A 13901-nucleotide genomic window follows, 5' to 3' on the forward strand; every position below is an offset into this window, starting at 1 on the left:
GATGGCTTATATACCTAGACTAAAAGAAGAATATAAGAGTCGCGTTATCGCAGCTCTTACAGAAGAATACGGTTACAAAAACGTAATGATGGTTCCTAAACTTGAAAAAATCGTTGTAAGCCGTGGTGTTGGAGCAGCTGTATCAGATAAGAAATTAGTAGATCATGCTGTTGAGGAGCTAACAAAAATTACGGGTCAGAAAGCAGTTTCTACCATTTCTAAAAAAGACGTTGCTTCTTTCAAATTAAGAAAAGGAATGCCTATTGGTGCTAAAGTAACTTTACGTGGTGAAAAAATGTATGAATTCCTTGATCGTTTGATCACTTCTGCATTACCACGTGTAAGAGATTTCGGCGGTATCAAAGCAACCGGATTCGATGGTAGAGGTAATTACAACTTAGGTGTTTTGGAACAAATCATTTTCCCGGAAATTGATATTGATAAAGTAAACAAAATTGCCGGATTTGATATTACTTTCGTAACTTCGGCGTCGACAGACAAAGAAGCGAAGTCATTGTTAACACAATTAGGATTACCTTTTAAAAAGAATTAAGTTATGGCTAAAGAATCAATGAAAGCCCGCGAGGTGAAAAGACAAGCTTTGGTAGACAAGTATGCTGACAAAAGAAAAGCTTTGTTAGAAGCTGGAGATTATGAAGGCTTACAAAAATTACCAAAAAATGCTTCTCCTGTACGTCTACACAACCGTTGTAAATTAACAGGAAGACCAAGAGGGTATATGCGTCAATTCGGTATTTCACGTGTAACTTTCCGTGAAATGGCTAACAATGGATTGATCCCAGGGGTTAGAAAAGCTAGCTGGTAATATAAAAGAATTATAAATTGATTAAAGGTTCGGTAAATGAAAATTTACCGAAAACCATAATCGCAAATTAATAAACATGTATACAGATCCTATCGCAGATTTCTTAACAAGAATCAGAAATGCCGTAAGAGCTAACCACAAAGTGGTAGAAATCCCGGCTTCTAACATGAAAAAAGAAATCACAAAAATTTTATTCGATCAAGGATATATTTTAAGTTACAAATTTGAAGACAGTACTGTTCAAGGTACTATCAAAATTGCTCTTAAGTACGACAAAGAGACTAAAGAGGCTGTAATTAAAGATATCCAAAGAATTAGTAAACCAGGTTTACGTAAGTACGCAGGTGCTGCCAAACTACCTAGAATCTTGAATGGTTTAGGTATCGCTATCGTTTCTACATCTAAAGGTCTTATGACTGGGAAACAAGCGAAACAATTGAATGTTGGTGGTGAAGTTATTTGTTACGTATACTAATAAAAAGACTAAGCAATGTCAAGAATAGGAAAAAGTCCAATTGCAATTCCAGCTGGAGTAACTGTAGAAGTTAAAGATGCTGTAATTACAGTAAAAGGAAAATTAGGAGAACTTTCTCAAGAGTTTTCAGATGTGTCTGTTAAAGTTGAGGAAGGACAAGTAATCGTGGAAAGATCTTCTGATGCAAAAGAACAAAGATCAAAACACGGTTTATACAGAGCTCTAATCAATAACATGATTGTTGGTGTAGCTGAAGGTTTTACTAAAGAATTAGAATTAGTTGGAGTAGGATACAGAGCTTCTAACCAAGGTCAAAAATTGGATGTCGCTTTAGGTTTTTCGCACAACATCGTTCTTGAAGTTGTTTCAGAAGTAAAAGTTGAAACAGTTTCTGAGAAAGGTAAAAACCCAATCATTAAGTTATCTTCATATGACAAACAACTATTAGGACAAGTAGCGGCTAAAATCCGTTCTTTCCGTAAGCCGGAACCTTACAAAGGAAAAGGTGTGAAGTTTGTAGGTGAAGTATTAAGAAGAAAAGCAGGTAAATCAGCTTAAAAATTAAGACTATGTCATTAACAAAATCTGAAAGAAGACAAAGAATCAAGTTCAGAATCAGAAAGATTGTAAGCGGAACTGCTGCGAAACCAAGACTTTCTGTTTTTAGATCGAATAAAGAAATCTATGCGCAAATCATAGACGACGTAAATGGTGTGACACTAGCTGCTGCATCTTCAAGAGAAGCTGGAGCAACAGGAACAAAAATCGAAATCGCTGCTGTAGTAGGTAAATTAATTGCCGAAAAAGCTAAAAATGCAGGAGTAGAGATTGTTTCTTTTGATAGAGGTGGTTATTTATACCACGGAAGAGTTAAATCATTGGCAGACGGCGCTAGAGAAGCTGGACTTAAATTCTAAGAATTATGTATCATAATTATAAAAACGTAGAACTGGTAAAACCAAGTGGTCTTGAATTGAAAGATCGTTTGGTAAGTGTTAATCGTGTTACTAAAGTTACAAAAGGTGGTAGAGCTTTCGGTTTTTCTGCAATTGTAGTTGTAGGAGACGAAAACGGTGTAGTAGGTCATGGTCTTGGAAAATCTAAGGATGTGTCTGAAGCTATTGCTAAAGCAGTAGAAGATGCTAAAAAGAACTTAGTGCGTATTCCATTGGTTGGACACACTATCCCTCACGAGCAAAAAGGTAAATTTGGTGGAGCACGTGTATTTTTAATGCCTGCTTCTCACGGTACCGGAGTAATTGCCGGTGGTTCTGTGAGAGCTGTTGTGGAGTCTTTGGGAATCCACGATGTATTATCAAAATCACAAGGTTCATCAAACCCACACAATGTTGTTAAAGCTACTTTTGATGCTTTATTACAAATGAGAAGTGCACACACTGTTGCAAAACAAAGAGGTGTATCTTTAGAAAAAGTATTCAAAGGTTAATTCAAGGAAATTATGGCGAAAATATTAGTAAAACAAGTTAAAAGTCAAATCAATTGTCCTCTTTCTCAAAAGAGAACTCTTGAAGCTTTAGGTCTTAGAAGACTAGGACAAGTTGTTGCACACGATGCAAATCCTGCTATCCTTGGAATGGTAAATAAAGTGAAACACTTAGTTTCTGTAGAAGAAGCTAACTAATAACAATAACAGTTATGAATTTAAGTAACTTACAACCAGCTGAAGGTTCAGTACACAACCAAAATAAAAGATTAGGTAGAGGAGAAGGTTCTGGTAAAGGTGGTACCGCTGCACGTGGACACAAAGGAGCTAAGTCTCGTTCTGGTTATTCTAAGAAAATTGGTTTCGAAGGAGGGCAGATGCCTTTACAGAGACGTGTACCTAAGTTTGGTTTCAAAAACATAAACAGAGTAGAATATCAAGGTATCAATTTGGATACGCTTCAGTTATTAGTTGATAACGGAGTTGTAACCGATACAGTTGATTTCGCTGTTTTAGTAGACAATCGTTTAGCAACAAAAAATAGCTTAGTAAAGATTTTAGGAAGAGGAGAGCTTAAAGCAAAACTAAAAGTAACTGCTCACAAATTTACTGCTACTGCAAAAGCGGCTATCGAAGCTGCAGGAGGAGAAGCTGTAACTTTATAATCTTTATAGACAGATGAAGAAATTTATAGAATCATTAGTAAATGTTTGGAAAATTGAGGAATTAAAAAATAAAATTTTAATTACTCTGGGGTTATTATTAGTTTACCGTTTAGGTGCTCAGGTGACCCTTCCAGGTATTGATGCTACTAAATTGCAAAGTTTATCTAGTCAAACAGATCAAGGTATTGGTTGGTTAATCAATGTATTTACAGGTGGTGCGTTCTCGCAGGCATCTGTATTTGCATTGGGTATCATGCCGTATATTTCAGCGTCGATTGTAGTTCAGTTGATGGGAATTGCGATTCCGTATCTTCAGAAACTACAAAAAGACGGTGAAAGCGGAAGACGTAAAATCAACCAAATCACTAGATGGTTAACTATTGGTATTACCCTATTGCAAGGTCCAGGTTATATTTATAACTTGTATAAACAATTGCCTGCAGATGCCTTTTTATTAGGATTTAGTTCATTCTCATTCTTATTCTCATCTGTAATCATCCTAGTTACAGGTACGATTTTTGCAATGTGGTTAGGTGAAAAAATTACTGATAAAGGTATTGGAAATGGTATTTCGTTGCTGATCATGGTGGGAATTCTTGCCCGTTTGCCGCAGGCTTTCATTCAGGAGTTCTCTTCCCGTGTTACCGAAAACAACGGAGGACCTATGCTTATCGTTTTAGAAGTAATCATTTGGTTGTTAATCATTATTGCTTGTATTCTATTAACCATGGCAGTTAGAAAAATCCCGGTTCAGTATGCACGCCGTACAACCGCTGGTGATTTCGAACAGGATATGATGGGTGGTAACAGACAATGGATTCCACTTAAGCTTAACGCTTCTGGGGTGATGCCGATTATCTTCGCTCAGGCAATCATGTTTATCCCTGCTGCTGTTGCTGGTTTATCGACATCTGATACAGCACAAACTATCACGACTAGCTTCCAAAATATCTTTGGATGGCAGTATAATTTAGTTTTTGCTTTATTAATCATTATTTTTACTTACTTTTACACCGCAATTACAGTACCTACAAATAAAATGGCTGACGACTTAAAGCGTAGTGGAGGTTTTATCCCGGGAATTCGTCCTGGTGTTGAGACTGGTGACTACCTGGATAAAATCATGTCGTTGATCACTTTCCCTGGTTCGTTATTCTTAGCATTGATCGCTGTGTTCCCAGCTATCGCGGTAAGTTTACTTGGCGTTCAACAGGGGTGGGCTATGTTTTATGGCGGAACATCGTTGCTAATTATGGTGGGAGTTGCAATTGATACTATTCAACAAATAAATTCGTATTTATTGAATAAGCATTACGACGGTTTGATGAAAAGTGGTAAAAATAGAAAAGCAGTAGCTTAATTTTTATGGCAAAACAATCAGCAATAGAACAAGACGGATCAATCATTGAAGCATTATCAAATGCTATGTTCCGTGTAGAATTAGAAAACGGACACATTGTAATTGCTCATATCTCTGGTAAAATGCGTATGCATTATATCAAATTATTACCTGGTGATAAAGTGAAGTTAGAGATGAGCCCTTACGATTTGTCTAAAGCAAGAATTACTTATAGATACTAAAGGCTATTAAAATGAAAGTAAGAGCATCAGTTAAAAAAAGAAGTGCCGAGTGCATTATTGTGCGTAGAAAAGGAAGATTATACGTTATTAATAAAAAGAATCCTAGATTTAAACAAAGACAAGGATAGTTATGGCAAGAATTGCAGGGGTAGATATACCTAAAAATAAAAGAGGAATCATCGCGCTAACCTATATCTTCGGAATTGGGGACAGCAGAGCGAAAGAGATTTTAGCTAAAGCTAACGTAAGCGAAGATAAAAAAGTTCAAGATTGGAATGACGACGAAATCGGAGCAATCCGTGAAGCAGTTTCTTATTTCAAAATTGAAGGAGAATTACGTTCTGAGATTTCATTAAACATCAAACGTTTAATGGATATCGGATGTTACAGAGGAATTCGTCATAGAGCTGGACTTCCATTAAGAGGTCAGAGAACTAAAAACAACTCTAGAACAAGAAAAGGTAAAAGAAAAACTGTTGCTAACAAGAAAAAAGCAACTAAATAATAAGTAGTAGTATGGCTAAGGCAAATACAAAAAAGCGTAAAGTTATCGTTGAATCAACAGGCGAGGCTCATATTAATGCAACTTTTAACAACATCATTATTTCTTTAACAAACAAGAAAGGTGAAGTTATTTCTTGGTCTTCAGCGGGTAAAATGGGTTTCAGAGGTTCTAAAAAGAATACTCCTTATGCAGCTCAAATGGCAGCAGAAGATTGTAGCAAAGTTGCTTTAGAAGCAGGACTTAAAAAAGTAAAAGTTTACGTTAAAGGTCCTGGAAATGGTAGAGAATCTGCTATCAGATCTCTTCACAACGGAGGAATTGAAGTTACCGAAATTATCGACGTAACTCCAATGCCACACAACGGATGTCGCCCTCCAAAAAGAAGAAGAGTTTAATTTTTTATAGTATAACCTAAGGTAGGAACAAGATTATCGGAGGAAAGACCTGAATTCATAATCCCTACCTTTTTTAATTTTTAGCAATGGCAAGATATACTGGTCCACAAACTAAAATCGCTCGTAAATTTGGTGAAGCGATATTCGGAGATGACAAATCTTTCGAAAAAAGAAATTACCCTCCAGGGCAACACGGTTTAGCGAAAAAAAGAGGTAAAAAATCCGAGTACGCTATCCAGTTAATGGAGAAACAAAAAGCAAAGTACACATATGGAATTTTAGAGCGTCAGTTCCGTAACTTATTCGAAAAAGCAGCTGCTTCCAGAGGAGTAACGGGTGAGGTGTTAATCCAACTATGTGAAGCAAGATTAGATAACGTAGTATACAGAATGGGGATTGCTCCTTCTCGTCGTGCTGCTCGTCAAATCGTTTCACACCGTCACATCACTGTAAATGGTGAAGTGGTAAATATCCCTTCTTATCACCTTAAACCAGGTGACAAAGTTGCTGTTCGTGAAAAATCAAAATCTCTTGAGGCTATCGAACGCTCGTTATCTAATTCTAGCACTGTTTACGAATGGATTACTTGGAATAATGATACTAAAGAAGGTACTTTCGTTTCTGTACCGGCAAGAATCCAAGTTCCAGAAAACATTAAGGAACAGTTAATCGTAGAGTTGTACAACAAATAATAATTAGACATCAGTCGAAATAAATATGGCAATATTTAATTTTCAAAAGCCCGATAAAGTTATCATGATCGATTCAACCGATTTTGAAGGTAAATTTGAATTCAGACCTTTAGAACCGGGATATGGATTGACTGTTGGTAACGCATTAAGACGTGTTTTGCTTTCTTCTTTGGAAGGATATGCAATCACTTCGGTTCGTATTGAAGGCGTGGATCACGAATTCTCTACTATCTCCGGTGTGGTTGAAGATGTTACAGAAATCATCCTGAACTTGAAACAAGTACGTTTCAAACGTCAGATCGAAGATATCGATAATGAATCTGTTTCTATCTCATTTTCTGGTAAAGAGCAACTTACGGCCGGTGATTTTCAAAAATTTATCTCTGGCTTCCAGGTGCTTAACCCGGATTTGATTATCTGCAACCTTGATAGCAAAATTACCATTAACATGGAATTATCTATCGAAAAAGGGCGTGGTTATGTTCCTGCTGAAGAAAACAAAAAACCAAATGCACCTATAGGAACTATTTTTACAGATTCTATTTACACTCCAGTAAAGAATGTAAAATATTCAATAGAAAACTTCCGTGTGGAGCAAAAAACTGACTATGAAAAATTAGTTTTTGAGATCATTACTGATGGTTCTATTCACCCTAAAGATGCCTTAACAGAAGCAGCTAAAACGTTGATTCATCACTTTATGTTGTTCTCTGATGAAAGAATTACACTTGAGGCTGATGAAATTGCTCAGACAGAATCGTACGACGAAGAATCATTACACATGAGACAATTGCTTAAAACCAAGCTTGTCGATATGGATCTTTCTGTTAGAGCACTAAATTGTTTAAAAGCGGCTGAAGTTGATACACTAGGCGATTTAGTATCATTTAATAAAAATGATCTGATGAAGTTCCGTAACTTCGGTAAGAAATCATTAACAGAGCTTGACGAATTAGTCGCTGTTAAAGGGCTTACTTTCGGAATGGATCTGACTAAATATAAATTAGATAAAGAATAATCTAGTCCGCCCTAAAAGCGCGATTAAATTGTATAGCAATGAGACACGGAAAAAAAATAAATCATTTAAGCAGACAGGCTGGACATAGAAAATCTATGTTGGCTAATATGGCTTGCTCACTTATCGAGCACAAGCGTATCAATACTACTGTTGCTAAAGCGAAAGCTTTAAAGCAATTCGTAGAGCCATTGGTAACAAAATCAAAAGAAGATACTACTCACAACCGTCGTGTTGTTTTCGCTTACTTACGTAACAAATACGCTGTAACGGAATTGTTTAGAGAAGTAGCTGCTAAAGTTGGTGACCGTCCAGGTGGATATACTCGTATTATTAAATTGGGTAACCGTCTTGGGGATAACGCTGATATGGCAATGATCGAACTTGTAGATTTCAACGAATTGTACAACGGAGGTAAGAAAGAAGTTAAAAAAGCAACTACTCGTCGCGGTAGAGCTAAAAAAACGGAAACTGCTCCTGCTACTGAAGCTCCGGCTGCTGAAACTACTGAAAATACAGAAGCTACTGAATAATCATGAAACAATTGATTCTTCAATAAAAATTAAGGATGAACTTTTTAAGTTTGTCCTTTTTTTTTGCCCTTTTCTTTCGGATGCCAAACACCAAAATGAAAAAAGAACAGCGGTTTTGTCCGAATAGTTTCCAGAAAGAAGAATTTAGATTAAATTTGCAAAATTTTACAACACAACACACAATGAAATATTCAAATCGAAATCAAGCCATCCTTTTACTAAGTGACGGAACTGTTTTCCATGGAAAATCCATAGGAATTGAAGGAACCACTTTTGGTGAGGTTTGTTTTAACACCGGAATGACCGGATATCAGGAAATCTTTACCGATCCGTCGTATTTCGGACAAATCATGGTGGCAACCAATTCACACATCGGAAACTACGGTGTTCATGAAGATGAAGTAGATTCTGACGGAATCAAAATTGCCGGACTGGTTTGTAAAAACTTTAGCTTTAATTATTCCAGACCCGATGCTTCCGAAGGTTTATTCGAATACTTCGAAAAAGTAAACCTTGTGGCAATCTCCGATGTCGATACTCGTGCTTTGGTGCGTTATATCCGCGATAATGGCGCTATGAATGCTGTTATCTGTACCGATGGAACACCGTTGGAAGAATTGAAAAAACAATTGGCCGCCGTTCCGGATATGAAAGGTTTGGAATTGGCTTCCACTGTGTCAACAAAAGAGCCTTACTTTTTTGGTGATGAAAAGGCAACTTATCGTATTGCGGCACTCGATTTGGGAATCAAAACCAATATTTTGAGATGCTTGGCCGAAAGAGACTGTTATATCAAAGTATTCCCATACAATACTTCCTTTGAAGATTTAAAAGCATTTAATCCGGATGGATATTTCCTGTCCAACGGACCTGGTGATCCGGATCCGTTAAAAGGTGTACAGGAAGTGGCACGCCAGATCCTGGCTACCGATGTTCCGGTTTTCGGTATCTGCCTTGGACATCAGATTATTGCTTTAGCAAATGGAATTTCGACCTATAAAATGTTTAACGGTCACCGTGGAATCAACCACCCGGTGATGAATGTAATCACAAACAGAGGTGAAATCACGTCTCAGAACCACGGTTTTGCCGTAGTGCGTGAAGAATTGGAAAAACACCCTGATTTTGAAATTACCCATGTGCATTTGAACGACGGTACCGTTGCCGGTATGCGAATGAAAAACAAAAGTTGTTTCTCCGTACAATACCACCCGGAAGCGAGTCCCGGACCGCACGATGCCCGTTATTTGTTTGACCAATTCGTCGAAAACATTAAATTAGCTAAAAATTAATCCGGCCTTTTTTAAAGGCAATCAAAAAGTATCAATTATGAGCATGATTATTAAAGTTCACGCAAGACAAATATTAGACTCCAGAGGTAATCCAACAGTAGAAGTAGATGTGTTTACCGAAAACGGTATCATGGGAAGAGCTGCTGTTCCATCGGGAGCTTCAACCGGAGAGCACGAAGCTGTCGAATTAAGAGACGGTGGAAAAGCCTATGTGGGGAAAGGTGTTTTAAAAGCGGTTGAAAATGTAAATATAACGATCGCATCCGAAATCGTTGGAATGTCAGTTTTTGAACAAAACGCTATCGATAAAGTAATGATCGAATTGGATGGAACGCCAAACAAATCAAATTTAGGAGCAAATGCTATTCTTGGTGTTTCTCTGGCTGTGGCAAAAGCAGCAGCAAACGAACTGGGAATGCCATTATACCGTTATGTAGGTGGTGTTTCAGCGAATACACTTCCGGTGCCAATGATGAATATCATTAACGGAGGATCACATTCCGATGCGCCTATCGCATTCCAGGAGTTTATGATCATGCCGGTAAAAGCACAAAACTTTACCCATGCAATGCAAATGGGAACGGAAATTTTTCATAACCTGAAAAAAGTATTACACGATAGAAATTTAAGTACGGCTGTTGGCGATGAAGGAGGTTTTGCTCCAAATCTGGCCGGTGGTACCGAAGACGCCTTGGATTCGATTAAGCTGGCGGTTGAAAATGCCGGATATACTTTCGGAGATGACGTAATGATTGCTTTGGATTGTGCAGCTTCTGAATTCTATATCGATGGCAAATACGACTATACCAAATTTGAAGGCGCTACCGGAAAAGTAAGAACGTCTGAAGAGCAGGCACAATATTTAGCCGATTTGGCTGCAAAATATCCAATCATTTCCATCGAAGACGGAATGTATGAAGACGATTGGAACGGATGGAAATTATTAACCGAAAAAATCGGAGATAAAGTACAATTAGTAGGGGACGATTTATTTGTAACCAATGTACAACGTTTGTCAAGAGGAATTAACGAAAAGATTGCCAATTCCATCCTGATCAAGGTAAACCAGATCGGAACATTAACCGAAACCATCGCAGCGGTAAACATGGCACATAATGCCGGTTATACGTCTGTAATGTCACACCGTTCCGGAGAAACGGAAGATAATACGATAGCCGACCTTGCCGTAGCATTAAACTGCGGACAAATTAAAACCGGATCGGCTTCCCGTTCCGACCGTATGGCAAAATACAATCAATTGCTTCGTATTGAAGAAGAATTGGGCGAAGTTGCCTACTTTCCGCAGGAAAGAGCATTTAAAGTAAAATAACAACGCTTTTAAGTATAGGAAAAGGCTGTCCGATTAGGATGGCCTTTTTTGTTGCATTACACCTGACAGGTTTTCAAAACCTGTCAGGTGTCTCATTATGAAAAATAGCGGTAAAAAAGCGTGTTTTATGTAACATCCCGGCAATTTTTAGTAACGTAATTTAACTTGTGAAAACACGACTTTACAGGGTGTTTTTTTGTGCGGTAAAAAATGTGAAAAATGTAATTTTTACGCTTAATTTTTACGGAATAATTAACGATTTCCTTGCTTGATTTTCTTTCCATTTCGATTGGAATTGCTTAAATTCGCAGATAACAAAAATATTTTACATTTAATTCCTAATACAAACATGTCAAAAACTGCAATATTAGAAATTGATGGCAACAAATATGAATTCCCGGTAATAGTAGGAAGCGAGAACGAAGTTGCTATCGATATAGAAAAATTACGTGCTGCAACTGGCGCGATTACGCTTGACCCGGGGTATAAAAATTCAGGATCTTGTAAAAGTGATATCACTTTCCTTGACGGGGAACAAGGTATTCTTCGTTACAGAGGATATGCCATTGAAGACCTGGCGGAAAAAGCAAACTTTTTAGAGGTGTCGTATCTGGTTATTTTTGGTGAGTTGCCAACTGCAGCCCAATTAGAAAAATTTGAAAACGATATCCGTAAATACACGTTGGTTAATGAAGAAATGAAAAACATCATCGATGGTTTTCCAAAAACGGCACACCCAATGGGCGTTCTGTCTTCACTAACAAGTGCGCTTACAGCGTTTAATCCGAAAGTTGTCAATGTTGAAAACGAAGAGGAAATGTACACCGCTGTTTGTAAAACAATGGGTAAATTCCTGGTATTGGCTACCTGGACTTTCCGTAAAACGTCTGGTTTCCCTTTAAACTACTACGACAATACGAAAGGATATGTGGAAAACTTCCTTCGTTTGATGTTCGAATTGCCAACCGGACCGTACACAATCAACCCGGTTATTGTGGATGCTTTGGATAAATTATTCATCCTTCATGCCGATCACGAACAAAACTGTTCTACGTCAACGGTACGTATGGTAGGTTCATCCCATGCTGGTTTATTTGCGTCAATCTCTGCCGGTGTTTCTGCTTTATGGGGACCACTACACGGAGGGGCAAATCAGGCCGTATTGGAAATGTTGGAAGAAATCCAGAAAGATGGAGGTGATGCGGAGAAATATTTAGCGAAAGCGAAAGATAAAAACGATCCGTTCCGTTTAATGGGATTCGGACACCGTGTTTATAAAAACTTCGACCCACGTGCGAAAATTATCAAAAAAGCAGCGGATGAAGTATTGGCTACTTTAGGGGTTAACGATCCGATCTTGAACATCGCGAAACAATTAGAAGAATCGGCTTTACAGGATGAGTATTTCAAATCGAGAAACTTATATCCAAACGTAGATTTCTATTCCGGAATTATTTACCGCGCTTTAGGAATCCCAACGGATATGTTTACCGTATTGTTCGCAATCGGACGTCTTCCGGGATGGATTGCACAATGGAAAGAAATGCGTGTTAATAAAGAGCCAATCGGACGTCCACGTCAGGTGTACACGGGTTATGCATTGCGTTCTTTTAAACCGATGAACGAAAGATAATAGTTGTTGTCATAAATAAAAATCCCGAAGTTGTGCTTCGGGATTTTTTTTATTCTGTAGTTTTTCCTGTTTCCGTATCGTCGGATACATCATCTACTTTATCTTCGGCCTTATTAATCCAATCGGAAACCGACTCTTTTGCATCGGCGGCTTTTTCTTCTAACCATTCGCCGGCATCAGTTATGGTGTCTTTGGCCTTGTCGGCAAAGTGGGTTACCGTTTCCGATACGCCCATTTCTTCCAGTTTGTTAGAAACTGTATCACCGATATCAGTAACCGTCTCGGCTACCTCTTTGGAAAAAGATTCGATTTTGTCTGATGCCGCTTCAGACGTATTATGTAAGGCATCGCCAACATTTTCGGTAGTCTGTTTGGCCTTCCCGAAAAGCGAACTAAAAAAGCTTGATAATCCCATATTTTGTAGTTTTTTAAGTAAATGTATTAAAAAATTACTTTTTGTTGATCTATAATTGCTTTATTTTTAAGTTATTATAATTCGAAAGAATAATTTATAATCTGATGGATATTTGATCAGGACTTTTTTATTAATCAAACCCCTTTGTTTATATTTGCCAAAAGCCAAAAGCTATGTTAAGTCTAAATGTAAAAAATGAAACGTCGCGGCTTAGAGCCGTCGTTTTAGGTACTGCAGTAAATAATGGACCTACGCCCACAATTGAAGAGGCCTATGATCCGAAATCATTAGAACATATTAAGGCGGGAACCTATCCCGTGGAATCAGATATGATCAAAGAAATGGACGCCTTTAATGCCGTTTTCAAAAAATACGATGTTAAAGTGTTTCGTCCGGAAATTATAGAAAACTATAACCAAATCTTTTCCCGTGATATCGGTTTTGTGATTGATGATACATTTGTGAAAGCCAATATATTACCGGATCGCGAAAGAGAATTGGATGCGATCCAATATATAATCGATCAGATGGACCCGCAAAAGGTGGTTCGTCCGCCTGAAGAAGTACATATTGAAGGTGGTGATGTAATGGTGTGGAATGATCATATTTTTATCGGAACGTATAAAGGAAGTGATTACAAAGATTATATCACAGCGCGTACTAATATGGAAGGTGTGGCCTATATCAAAAAACTTTTCCCACATAAAATCGTAAAAGAATTTGATCTGGTAAAATCGAAAATTGAACCGAGAGATAATGCCTTACACCTGGATTGCTGTTTTCAGCCGGTGGGAACTGATAAAGGAATTATCTATAAAAGTGGTTTCCGTGAAGAAGCCGATTATATGTATCTGGTTAATCTTTTTGGAATGGAAAACCTGTTCCATATCGAAAGAGAGGAGATGTATCAGATGAATTCCAATGTGTTTTCAATTGCACCGGACGTGGTTGTGTCGGAACGCAATTTTACGCGACTAAACAACTGGTTGCGTAGTAAAGGAATTACGGTAGAGGAAATCCCGTATGCCGAAATCGCCAAACAGGAAGGATTGTTGCGATGTTCCACTTTACCGTTGATCCGGGATTAATAATTTTAAGAA

General features: G+C 37.8%; 21 protein-coding genes. 20 read left to right on the plus strand and 1 reads right to left on the minus strand.

Going from position 1 to position 13901, the window contains the following annotated elements; genetic code table 11:
- The first annotated feature begins 1 nt into the window (after position 1).
- The 19 genes from rplE to E6C50_RS09885 all read left to right on the plus strand — a co-directional run bounded on the left by rplE (position 2) and on the right by E6C50_RS09885 (position 12386).
- Positions 2 to 553 (plus strand): 50S ribosomal protein L5, encoded by a 552-nt coding sequence (gene rplE, locus E6C50_RS09795; protein WP_136403055.1) that lies wholly within the window; start codon positions 2 to 4, stop codon positions 551 to 553.
- A 3-nt stretch (positions 554 to 556) separates the two neighbouring features.
- The gene (rpsN, locus tag E6C50_RS09800; protein WP_136403056.1) at positions 557 to 826 is read left to right on the plus strand and encodes a 30S ribosomal protein S14; all 270 of its coding nucleotides are present in this window, start codon (positions 557 to 559) and stop codon (positions 824 to 826) included.
- 76 nt (positions 827 to 902) lie between these two features.
- Positions 903 to 1301: a 30S ribosomal protein S8 gene (gene rpsH / locus E6C50_RS09805; RefSeq protein ID WP_136403057.1), complete on the plus strand. Its 399-nt coding sequence runs from the start codon at positions 903 to 905 to the stop codon at positions 1299 to 1301.
- A gap of 15 nt (positions 1302 to 1316) precedes the next feature.
- The gene (gene rplF, locus E6C50_RS09810; protein WP_136403058.1) at positions 1317 to 1859 is read left to right on the plus strand and encodes a 50S ribosomal protein L6; all 543 of its coding nucleotides are present in this window, start codon (positions 1317 to 1319) and stop codon (positions 1857 to 1859) included.
- Between the two features lie 11 nt (positions 1860 to 1870).
- The gene (gene rplR / locus E6C50_RS09815; RefSeq protein ID WP_136403059.1) at positions 1871 to 2218 is read left to right on the plus strand and encodes a 50S ribosomal protein L18; all 348 of its coding nucleotides are present in this window, start codon (positions 1871 to 1873) and stop codon (positions 2216 to 2218) included.
- A gap of 5 nt (positions 2219 to 2223) precedes the next feature.
- Positions 2224 to 2748, plus strand: a complete 525-nt coding sequence (gene rpsE / locus E6C50_RS09820; protein ID WP_136403060.1) for a 30S ribosomal protein S5 — start codon at positions 2224 to 2226, stop codon at positions 2746 to 2748.
- A 12-nt stretch (positions 2749 to 2760) separates the two neighbouring features.
- The gene (gene rpmD / locus E6C50_RS09825; RefSeq protein WP_136403061.1) at positions 2761 to 2943 is read left to right on the plus strand and encodes a 50S ribosomal protein L30; all 183 of its coding nucleotides are present in this window, start codon (positions 2761 to 2763) and stop codon (positions 2941 to 2943) included.
- Positions 2944 to 2957: 14 nt separating this feature from the next.
- Entirely contained in the window at positions 2958 to 3410 is a 453-nt protein-coding gene (rplO, locus tag E6C50_RS09830) for a 50S ribosomal protein L15 (protein ID WP_136403062.1), read from the plus strand.
- Positions 3411 to 3423: 13 nt separating this feature from the next.
- Positions 3424 to 4770 carry a preprotein translocase subunit SecY gene (gene secY / locus E6C50_RS09835; RefSeq protein ID WP_136403063.1) on the plus strand — a complete coding sequence of 449 codons (1347 nt, stop codon included), beginning with the start codon at positions 3424 to 3426 and terminating at the stop codon, positions 4768 to 4770.
- 5 nt (positions 4771 to 4775) lie between these two features.
- Positions 4776 to 4991, plus strand: coding sequence for a translation initiation factor IF-1 (gene infA / locus E6C50_RS09840; RefSeq protein WP_007136545.1), 216 nt, complete (start codon positions 4776 to 4778; stop codon positions 4989 to 4991).
- 11 nt (positions 4992 to 5002) lie between these two features.
- Positions 5003 to 5119, plus strand: coding sequence for a type B 50S ribosomal protein L36 (ykgO, locus tag E6C50_RS09845; protein WP_002987490.1), 117 nt, complete (start codon positions 5003 to 5005; stop codon positions 5117 to 5119).
- A 2-nt stretch (positions 5120 to 5121) separates the two neighbouring features.
- On the plus strand, positions 5122 to 5496 hold the full coding sequence (rpsM, locus tag E6C50_RS09850; protein WP_136403064.1) for a 30S ribosomal protein S13: 375 nt from the start codon (positions 5122 to 5124) through the stop codon (positions 5494 to 5496).
- A gap of 11 nt (positions 5497 to 5507) precedes the next feature.
- A complete protein-coding gene (gene rpsK / locus E6C50_RS09855; RefSeq protein ID WP_136403065.1) occupies positions 5508 to 5891 on the plus strand; it encodes a 30S ribosomal protein S11 in 384 nt (127 codons plus the stop codon).
- Positions 5892 to 5977: 86 nt separating this feature from the next.
- Positions 5978 to 6583, plus strand: coding sequence for a 30S ribosomal protein S4 (gene rpsD, locus E6C50_RS09860; RefSeq protein WP_136403066.1), 606 nt, complete (start codon positions 5978 to 5980; stop codon positions 6581 to 6583).
- 25 nt (positions 6584 to 6608) lie between these two features.
- Entirely contained in the window at positions 6609 to 7601 is a 993-nt protein-coding gene (locus tag E6C50_RS09865) for a DNA-directed RNA polymerase subunit alpha (RefSeq protein WP_136403067.1), read from the plus strand.
- A gap of 38 nt (positions 7602 to 7639) precedes the next feature.
- Positions 7640 to 8131, plus strand: coding sequence for a 50S ribosomal protein L17 (rplQ, locus tag E6C50_RS09870; RefSeq protein ID WP_136403068.1), 492 nt, complete (start codon positions 7640 to 7642; stop codon positions 8129 to 8131).
- Positions 8132 to 8313: 182 nt separating this feature from the next.
- Positions 8314 to 9423 (plus strand): glutamine-hydrolyzing carbamoyl-phosphate synthase small subunit, encoded by a 1110-nt coding sequence (carA, locus tag E6C50_RS09875; RefSeq protein ID WP_136403069.1) that lies wholly within the window; start codon positions 8314 to 8316, stop codon positions 9421 to 9423.
- A 37-nt stretch (positions 9424 to 9460) separates the two neighbouring features.
- Complete coding sequence (gene eno, locus E6C50_RS09880) at positions 9461 to 10753, plus strand: phosphopyruvate hydratase (protein ID WP_136403070.1); 1293 nt, start codon at positions 9461 to 9463, stop codon at positions 10751 to 10753.
- Positions 10754 to 11102: 349 nt separating this feature from the next.
- Positions 11103 to 12386, plus strand: coding sequence for a citrate synthase (locus E6C50_RS09885; RefSeq protein ID WP_136403071.1), 1284 nt, complete (start codon positions 11103 to 11105; stop codon positions 12384 to 12386).
- Positions 12387 to 12435: 49 nt separating this feature from the next.
- Here E6C50_RS09885 and E6C50_RS09890 read toward each other — a convergent pair whose 3' ends face one another.
- Positions 12436 to 12801, minus strand: coding sequence for a hypothetical protein (locus tag E6C50_RS09890; RefSeq protein ID WP_136403072.1), 366 nt, complete (start codon positions 12799 to 12801; stop codon positions 12436 to 12438).
- A 173-nt stretch (positions 12802 to 12974) separates the two neighbouring features.
- On the opposite strand from E6C50_RS09890, the gene E6C50_RS09895 reads away from it, so the two are divergent.
- Positions 12975 to 13889: a dimethylarginine dimethylaminohydrolase family protein gene (locus E6C50_RS09895; RefSeq protein ID WP_136403073.1), complete on the plus strand. Its 915-nt coding sequence runs from the start codon at positions 12975 to 12977 to the stop codon at positions 13887 to 13889.
- The last annotated feature ends 12 nt before the right edge of the window (positions 13890 to 13901 follow it).

The sequence above is a fragment of the Flavobacterium supellecticarium genome (genome assembly GCF_004801375.1).
Classification (GTDB): Bacteria; Bacteroidota; Bacteroidia; order Flavobacteriales; family Flavobacteriaceae; genus Flavobacterium; species Flavobacterium supellecticarium.

What these genes read in the sequence shown, in the direction of transcription:
- rplE (WP_136403055.1), top strand. Translation starts at nt 2, where the DNA reads ATGGCTTATATACCTAGACTAAAAGAAGAATATAAGAGTCGCGTTATC.
- rpsN (WP_136403056.1), top strand. Translation starts at nt 557, where the DNA reads ATGGCTAAAGAATCAATGAAAGCCCGCGAGGTGAAAAGACAAGCTTTG.
- rpsH (WP_136403057.1), top strand. Translation starts at nt 903, where the DNA reads ATGTATACAGATCCTATCGCAGATTTCTTAACAAGAATCAGAAATGCC.
- rplF (WP_136403058.1), top strand. Translation starts at nt 1,317, where the DNA reads ATGTCAAGAATAGGAAAAAGTCCAATTGCAATTCCAGCTGGAGTAACT.
- rplR (WP_136403059.1), top strand. Translation starts at nt 1,871, where the DNA reads ATGTCATTAACAAAATCTGAAAGAAGACAAAGAATCAAGTTCAGAATC.
- rpsE (WP_136403060.1), top strand. Translation starts at nt 2,224, where the DNA reads ATGTATCATAATTATAAAAACGTAGAACTGGTAAAACCAAGTGGTCTT.
- rpmD (WP_136403061.1), top strand. Translation starts at nt 2,761, where the DNA reads ATGGCGAAAATATTAGTAAAACAAGTTAAAAGTCAAATCAATTGTCCT.
- rplO (WP_136403062.1), top strand. Translation starts at nt 2,958, where the DNA reads ATGAATTTAAGTAACTTACAACCAGCTGAAGGTTCAGTACACAACCAA.
- secY (WP_136403063.1), top strand. Translation starts at nt 3,424, where the DNA reads ATGAAGAAATTTATAGAATCATTAGTAAATGTTTGGAAAATTGAGGAA.
- infA (WP_007136545.1), top strand. Translation starts at nt 4,776, where the DNA reads ATGGCAAAACAATCAGCAATAGAACAAGACGGATCAATCATTGAAGCA.
- ykgO (WP_002987490.1), top strand. Translation starts at nt 5,003, where the DNA reads ATGAAAGTAAGAGCATCAGTTAAAAAAAGAAGTGCCGAGTGCATTATT.
- rpsM (WP_136403064.1), top strand. Translation starts at nt 5,122, where the DNA reads ATGGCAAGAATTGCAGGGGTAGATATACCTAAAAATAAAAGAGGAATC.
- rpsK (WP_136403065.1), top strand. Translation starts at nt 5,508, where the DNA reads ATGGCTAAGGCAAATACAAAAAAGCGTAAAGTTATCGTTGAATCAACA.
- rpsD (WP_136403066.1), top strand. Translation starts at nt 5,978, where the DNA reads ATGGCAAGATATACTGGTCCACAAACTAAAATCGCTCGTAAATTTGGT.
- E6C50_RS09865 (WP_136403067.1), top strand. Translation starts at nt 6,609, where the DNA reads ATGGCAATATTTAATTTTCAAAAGCCCGATAAAGTTATCATGATCGAT.
- rplQ (WP_136403068.1), top strand. Translation starts at nt 7,640, where the DNA reads ATGAGACACGGAAAAAAAATAAATCATTTAAGCAGACAGGCTGGACAT.
- carA (WP_136403069.1), top strand. Translation starts at nt 8,314, where the DNA reads ATGAAATATTCAAATCGAAATCAAGCCATCCTTTTACTAAGTGACGGA.
- eno (WP_136403070.1), top strand. Translation starts at nt 9,461, where the DNA reads ATGAGCATGATTATTAAAGTTCACGCAAGACAAATATTAGACTCCAGA.
- E6C50_RS09885 (WP_136403071.1), top strand. Translation starts at nt 11,103, where the DNA reads ATGTCAAAAACTGCAATATTAGAAATTGATGGCAACAAATATGAATTC.
- E6C50_RS09890 (WP_136403072.1), bottom strand. Translation starts at nt 12,801, where the DNA reads ATGGGATTATCAAGCTTTTTTAGTTCGCTTTTCGGGAAGGCCAAACAG.
- E6C50_RS09895 (WP_136403073.1), top strand. Translation starts at nt 12,975, where the DNA reads ATGTTAAGTCTAAATGTAAAAAATGAAACGTCGCGGCTTAGAGCCGTC.